The organism is Thermoanaerobaculia bacterium, assembly GCA_035717485.1.
GTDB lineage: Bacteria > Acidobacteriota > Thermoanaerobaculia > UBA5066 > DATFVB01 > DATFVB01.
On sequence record DASTIQ010000209.1, the window covers coordinates 1 to 5,122 of the forward strand.

At 69.1% G+C, this 5,122-nt stretch carries 5 protein-coding genes; all 5 read left to right on the forward strand.

Annotated elements, in window-relative coordinates; all coding sequences use genetic code 11:
- The coding region (locus VFS34_11060; GenBank protein ID HET9794993.1) for a hypothetical protein at window positions 1-693 on the forward strand (693 nt) is incomplete at its 5' end.
- Window positions 690-1,925: a glycosyltransferase gene (locus VFS34_11065; protein HET9794994.1), complete on the forward strand. Its 1,236-nt coding sequence runs from the start codon at window positions 690-692 to the stop codon at window positions 1,923-1,925. The genes VFS34_11060 and VFS34_11065, both read left to right, overlap by 4 nt.
- Window positions 1,926-1,995: 70 nt before the next feature.
- Window positions 1,996-3,195, forward strand: coding sequence for a glycosyltransferase family 2 protein (locus tag VFS34_11070; GenBank protein ID HET9794995.1), 1,200 nt, complete (start codon window positions 1,996-1,998; stop codon window positions 3,193-3,195).
- Window positions 3,192-4,133 carry a glycosyltransferase gene (locus VFS34_11075; protein ID HET9794996.1) on the forward strand — a complete coding sequence of 314 codons (942 nt, stop codon included), beginning with the start codon at window positions 3,192-3,194 and terminating at the stop codon, window positions 4,131-4,133. Before VFS34_11070 ends, VFS34_11075 begins: the two co-directional genes overlap by 4 nt.
- Window positions 4,134-4,249: 116 nt before the next feature.
- Window positions 4,250-5,122 (forward strand): PEGA domain-containing protein (locus tag VFS34_11080; protein HET9794997.1); only part of this gene is annotated, 873 nt, incomplete at its 3' end.

Sequence of the window (5,122 nt, forward strand, 5' to 3'; positions counted from 1 at the left end):
GACGGTGACGGGTGGAAAGAGCGGCACCGCGAGCTCCAGTATTCACTGGACTTCGACCCCGAGTATCTCCTCTACGCCAACTACATTCCCCTCCATACCGTGCTCTTCGACGCCGGGCTCCTGCGGCGCGTCGGCGGTTTCGATCCGCAGCTCGACTACTCGGAGGACTGGGACCTGCTGATCCGGCTCTCGCTCGAGACGCCGTTTCGTCACGTCCGCGGCGCGACCGCGGAATATCGGGTCTTCGCGGGAGAAGCGGGCCACGTCGAGGCGGGAGCGCCGAAGTTCCTGGAAGCGCGGAATCGGATTCTCGACCGGTATCGCGAGCGCCGGAGCGACGCGATGGCCGCGCGCGTCCTCGACCGGCTCGCCCGGCGCCTGTGGGAGGTCTCGGCGCGGGAATTCCGCTCCGACGGAGAGCTCCGTTTCCACCGCGCGGACCACCGGCGGCTCACGTCGGAGCTCGACGAGACCTCGCGGGAGCGCCACGCCCTTCGCGGCGAGGTGGGCGCGCTGAAAGGGGACGTCGAAAGGCTGGTCGGGGAGATCCGCGCGGGCACGGAAGGATGGGAGCGCGATCGGGCGGCGCTGCGCGGAGAAATCGCCGCTCTGAACTCCCTGGTCGAGCGGATGCGGGCGACGAAGGCCTGGCGGCTTCACGAATGGGTACAGCGCCGGAAGGGAAACGGGTGACGCGCCGGATCGTCGTCCTCGCGCCTGAAGCGATCCGGCCCGGGATGGCCGGAATGGGAATCCGGGCTCTGGAGATCGCCGCCGCGCTCGCGCCCCGCTTCGACGTGCGGCTCCTCGCGCCCAACGGCGAGGGCCCTTCGGAGGCCGCGGCCCGGGGCGTGAGCGGGGTCGTCGCCCCTCCCGGCTCGCCGGCGTTCCATCGCGAGCTCCGCGCGTGCGACGCCGCGCTCGTCTCGGGGCACGCGGCCGGCGCCGTCTTCCTGTCGGCGCCGCACGTTCCGGTCGCGGTCGACTGGTACGACCCTTTTCTCGTCGAAAACTTCCACTACCGCGCGGTCCTCGGCGAGGAGGTGGAGGCCAACGACCGGCGCGCCTGGAATCTCGCGGTCGCGCGCGGCGACTTCTTCCTCTGCGCGTCCGCGGAGCAGCGCCTCTTCTATGCCGGAATGCTCGTCCTCGCCGGCCGAATCGACGCGGCGGGCGTCGGGACCGACCCGGATGCCCGGAAGCTCCTCGCGATCGTCCCGTTCGGGGCGGCTCCCGCCCCGCCCGCGGACCCGGGAGCGGCTCGGGCGGCCCTCCGCGCGAGTCCTCAGGATCCGGTGCTGTTCTTCGGGGGACTCTACGACTGGCACGATCTCGGCCCGATCGCGGCGATCTGGCCGTCGCTCGAGGAGGAGTTCCCGGGCGTTCGAATCGTCTTCTCGGAGAACCCGAACCGCGAAACCACCCCTCAGCGCGTTTACGCCGAAGCGGTGGCGCAGAGCGAGCGCCGCGGGTGGAAGGATCGGTCGTGGTTCTTCCTTCCATGGACGCCGTACTCCCGGCGGGGGGAGCTCTACGCCGCGTCGCGGGCCGCGGTGTGCGTCTGCCGTCCGGGACTCGAGACGGAGCTCTCGTTCCGGACGCGCCTTCTCGACGCGGCCGCGGCGGGACTCCCATCGGTTTCGGTGCACGGCGGGGCCCTCGCCGACCGCCTGGAGCGCGCGGGGGCGGGGATCGTCGCGGGTTCGGCGGAGGCGCTGCGCGAGGGGATCGCGCGCCTGCTCCGGGATTCCTCCTTCCGCGAGAAAGCGGCGGCGAGCGCGCGGAGGCTCGCGGCCGATTTCGCGTGGGAGCGCGTGGTCGCGCCGCTCGCGGCTTTCTTCGACGACCCATGGATCTCCGCCCGGCTTCCTTTTCCGGAGGCGAAGCCGCGCCCGTTTCGATTGCTCGGGTTGGGGCGGCGATGACGCCGCCGCGCGCAGCGTTGCTCGACGCGGCGCCGTGGGCGGCGACGCCCTCGGCGGGGAGCCTCGGGCGATGACGCCGCCGCGCGCCACGATCATCGTCGTTCACCATCGCGGGAAGGAGCGGCTCCTGCGGACGCTCGACGAGGTCTGCCGGCAGGCTTCCGCCGAACGCGCGGAGGTCGTCGTCGTCGACAACGCGAGCCGGGAGGGCGCCGACCGGGAGATCGCGCGACGTTTCCCGGCCGTTCGCGCGCTCCGGCAGGAAGAGAACACGGGGTTCGCAAGGGCATGCTCGACCGGGGCGGAAGCGTCGGCATCGGAGCTCCTGATCTTCTTCAACGATGACGCCGTTCCCGAGCCGGGCTGGCTCGCGGCGTTCCTGGAGGCCGCGTCCTCGCTCCCCGCCGACGTCCGCACGATCGCGGGCCGCCTGACCGACTCCTCGGGAAAGAGGACCGATTTCATCGACGGATTCCTCGTGTTCGACGGGCATGCATTCTCCGACCGGGCGGGGGGCCCTCTCCCGGACGATCTCGGAGGAGCGCCGGGCGACGAGCGGCTCTTCGCCTGCGGCGGAAACATGATGGTCCGTCGGGACGAATTCCTCTCGAGCGGCGGATTCGATCCCTGGTACTTCGCCTACCTCGAGGACGTCGACTTCGGATGGAGACAGTGGATTCTCGGCCGGCGGGTGGTCTACGAACCGCGCGCGGCGGCCCGGCACGAAGGGGGGGCGACCGGCGAAGCTCTCGGCGTCTTCCACCGCGGGTATCTCATCGAGAAGAACGCCTGGGCGACCGCGTACAAGAACTTCGACGACGAGCACCTGCGCGCGCTCTGGCCCGCGGCGGCGACCGCATTCCTGTCCCGCCTCGATTCGATGGTTCGGCGGGACGGCGGCTCCGCCGCGCTCGACGAAGACCCGTATCGCGTTTCGAGGCGCCGCCGGTGGTCGGAACGGATGGCTCGCGCTTTCGGCGTGTCGACCCGTTCCGCGGCGCTCCGGATCGGCGACCCTCTCGCGATCGCGCAGCTCCGCGCGCTCCGGGCGCTCTTTTCCGGCGCCGACGAGCTCGGACGCCGGCGGGCGGCCGTCCAGAGCGGGCGGGTTCGCTCCGATCGCGAGATTTTCGCGAAATTCCCGCTGCGGATCGTTCCGACCTATCCGGGCGACGAGATCTTCGCCTCCCCCTTCTTCGCGCCGTTCCTCGCGGGCGCGCCCGATCTGGTGCCGGCGACGCTCGACGAGATCCTTCCGGGGCGGCGATGACGCCCCGCGTGTCGGTCGTGATCCCGACGTACAACCGGCTCGAGATCCTGCCGAAGGTGCTGAGCGCCCTCGAGCACCAGGACGAACCGGAGGGAGGGTTCGAAATCGTCGTCGTCGACGACGGCTCTTCGGACGGCACGGCCGATTTCCTCCGCTCGCATCGCGCCCCCTATCCGTTCCGCGCGTTCTCGCAGAGGAACTCGGGCCCGGCGGGCGCGCGAAACCGGGGAGTCGCGGAGTCCGCCGGCGAGCTCGTCGCCTTCCTGGGCGACGACACGGTTCCGGAGCGGGAGTTCCTGCGGCGGCACGAGGAAGCGCACCGCGCCCGCCCCGGGAGGAAGATCGCCGTTCTCGGATACACCACCTGGCCGCGCGACCGGCGCGTCACGCCGTTCCTTCATCACATCAACGAGTACGGAATGCAGTTCGGGTACGAGCTGATCCGGGATCCCGAGAACGTCCCCTTCAACTTCTTCTACACGTCGAACATCTCCCTGCCGCGCGCGACATTCGAGCGTTTCGGTCTCTTCGACACGACGTTTCCGGATGCCGCGTGGGAGGACATCGAGTTCTCGTACCGGCTCTCCCGCCAGGGATACGTCATCGTCTACGAACCTCGAGCGATCGTCCGACATCACCACGAGATCACGTTCGCTTCGTTCCGCCGGCGGCAGGAACGTTCGGGACGTTCGGCCGCGATCTTCTACGACAAGCATCCGGAGCTCGCCGATTTTCTCGGCGTCGGCACCGCCCGGTCCGGTCCGGTCCGGACGTCGCGCTGGACGGCCCTGTGGGCGTCGCTTTCCGAGCGATGGGAGATCCCCGGGGGCCGGAGAGCGATCGATCGCGTGCTGACGGAGGATTACCTTCGGGGGCTGCGTTCCTCCCTTCCGGATGCCTCTCCCGGTGGACGCGCTGACCGGTCGGGAGGTCAATGATGTTCGATTTCCGCCGCCGCCAGTCTTTCAAGTCATGGTCCCGCAAGGACTTGCGGGTGGCTCCGGCCCGTTCGCGGTGGTCGTGGTCTTGCTATAGCAATGAGTGGAGGTTAGCCATGTCTCGATCGAGAATTTCACCAATTTTTGCGGCACTTGCGGGCGCCGCTGTTCTCTTCTGGGGTCAGAATCTCGAAGCCGCGTCTCGAGGAGGGTCGAGCCACTCGAGCTCCGGGTCGCACTCTTCGAGCTCCGGGCACGGAGGACACGGCGGGTCGCACGGCGGAGGCCATTCCGGCGGCGGTCACTACTACGGCGGGAGTGGTCACTACGGCGGCGGTCATTACGGCTACGGCGGCCATTATGGCTACGGCGGTCACTACTACGGGGGTCATCACCACGGTGGCTATTACCCGGGCTGGTTCCCGGGATTCGGATGGGGTTACTACGGAGACTGGGGATGGGGCCTGGGCTGGGGCTACGGCCCCTGGTACGGGTATGGCTACTACGGCTATCCGTATTACGGCTACGGCGACGGATACCGGTACGGGGGCTACGAGGAGGCTCGTTACGCGAGGGTCAAGACCGACGTCGAGCCGGAGGAGGCGAGTCTGTACCTCGACGGCAGGCTGATCGGCACCGCCGACGACTTCGATGGTTATCCGGACATGCTCTACCTCGGCGCAGGGCACTATCGGCTCGAATTCCGCCTGCCGGGATACGAGAACCTGACGACGGAGATCGACGCGTCGCCCGGCCGTTTCTTCCGCATCGATCAGCACATGAAGAAGATCCCGGGGGCCAAGCAGTACGGTACGTACGAGCCGTCCGTGCCGGAAGGCGGCATCGTTCGCTACTTCGAGAAGCGGCGCAGCGGCGAGGATTCGGGATCTCCGGATTCCTGGCGCGGCCGTCCGAGAGGCGATCGCCAGGAGCTCTACCGGGACGATCAACCGGCCGGTCCGGGCTCGGCGGATTCTGACGATGACCGC